The 1,994-nt window shown below is 51.7% G+C and carries 1 protein-coding gene; it reads left to right on the top strand.

Going from position 1 to position 1,994, the window contains the following annotated elements:
* The coding region (gene acnA, locus E2K74_RS14345) for an aconitate hydratase AcnA (RefSeq protein ID WP_151208227.1) at positions 1-1,994 on the top strand (1,994 nt) is incomplete at both ends.

Below are 1,994 nucleotides of genomic sequence, written 5' to 3'. Positions count from 1 at the left end.
TGTGATCCCGCGATTCTTGAACAGTCGTTAAAAGAACTGATTTACCGTAAACAGGATCACGATTTCCCCTGGTATCCCGCCCGCGTGGTCTGTCATGACATTCTCGGTCAAACTGCACTGGTTGACCTTGCAGGTTTGCGCGATGCGATTGCCGATCAGGGCGGTGATCCATCCAAAGTCAATCCGGTGGTACCAACGCAATTGATCGTTGATCACTCTCTAGCGGTGGAATATGGCGGTTTTGACCCGGATGCTTTTGAAAAAAACCGGGCGATTGAAGACCGCCGCAACGAAGACCGTTTCCATTTTATTGAGTGGACCAAAACTGCGTTTGAAAATGTCGATGTGATTCCAGCCGGTAACGGCATCATGCACCAGATCAATCTGGAGAAAATGTCTCCAGTCATTCAAAACCGTGATGGCGTGGCATTCCCGGATACTTGTGTCGGTACGGATTCACATACCCCGCATACCGATGCTCTGGGCGTGATTTCAATCGGGGTGGGCGGTTTAGAAGCTGAAAACGTAATGCTTGGCCGTGCTTCGTGGATGCGTTTGCCTGACATTATCGGGGTGGAGCTGGTCGGTCAGCGTCAGCCGGGCATTACCGCAACCGATATTGTACTGGCGCTCACAGAATTCTTGCGTCAAGAGCGTGTGGTCGGCGCCTATCTGGAATTCTTTGGTGAAGGTGCAGACAGCATGTCGGTAGGGGATCGTGCGACGATTTCCAACATGACGCCTGAATATGGGGCAACTGCAGCAATGTTCTACATCGACCAGAATACCATTGATTATTTAACGCTGACGGGCCGTGAAGCCGAGCAGGTCAGGCTGGTTGAAACTTATGCCAAAGAAATTGGTCTTTGGGCCTCAGACATGACACAGGCGGAATATCCGCGTGTGCTGCGTTTCGACCTTTCTACCGTGACCCGTAACATCGCAGGTCCATCAAATCCGCATGCACGTGTTTCAACGGCGGACCTGAAAGAAAAAGGTATTGCAGGCAATTTAGAAGCAGCTCGCGCGCAAGAAGCAAAAGGCCTGATGCCAGATGGAGCGATCATCATTGCTGCGATTACCTCATGTACCAATACCTCTAATCCGCGCAATACCGTGGCAGCAGGCTTGCTGGCACGTAAAGCCAATGAATTGGGCCTGGTGCGTAAACCGTGGGTGAAATCATCGTTTGCCCCGGGGTCTAAAGCAGCGGCTTTATATCTGGAAGAAGCCGGAGTACTGGGTGATCTGGAAAAACTGGGTTTCGGTATTGTCGCTTATGCCTGTACCACCTGTAACGGCATGTCGGGTGCGCTTGATCCGAACATCCAGCAGGAAATTATTGACCGTGACCTGTATGCCACAGCGGTGCTTTCAGGTAACCGCAACTTCGACGGACGTATCCATCCTTATGCCAAGCAGGCATTTTTGGCTTCACCGCCTTTGGTGGTGGCCTATGCCATTGCCGGAACCATCCGTTTTGACATCGAAACAGATGCATTAGGGCAAGACAAAGACGGCAACCCGATTTACTTAAAAGATATCTGGCCGTCGGATGAGGAAATTGATGCCCTGGTCAAAGAATCGGTTAAACCGGAACAGTTCAAGCAGGTGTATATCCCGATGTTTGATCTGGGGGAGCGTGAGCAGGCAGCAAGTCCGCTGTATGACTGGCGTCCGCAAAGTACCTATATCCGCCGCCCGCCCTACTGGGAAGGCGCACTGGCTGCACCACGTACACTCGCGAATATGCGTCCACTGGCAATTCTGGGTGATAACATCACCACGGATCATCTGTCACCATCGAATGCCATCATGCTGGATTCGGCAGCGGGTGAATATCTGCACAAAATGGGGGTGCCTGAAGAAGACTTCAACTCTTACGCAACGCACCGCGGTGACCATTTGACGGCGCAGCGTGCAACCTTTGCCAATCCGAAACTGTTTAATGAAATGGTGGTGCGTTCTGACGGCAGCATCAAACAGGGTTCAAA

Origin of the sequence: Acinetobacter sp. RF15B, from assembly GCF_007558235.1 — a bacterium.
Taxonomy (GTDB): Bacteria; Pseudomonadota; Gammaproteobacteria; order Pseudomonadales; family Moraxellaceae; genus Acinetobacter; species Acinetobacter lwoffii_C.
The sequence above is the reverse complement of the archived record's forward strand: the minus strand, read 5'-3'. Positions and strand labels throughout refer to the sequence as shown.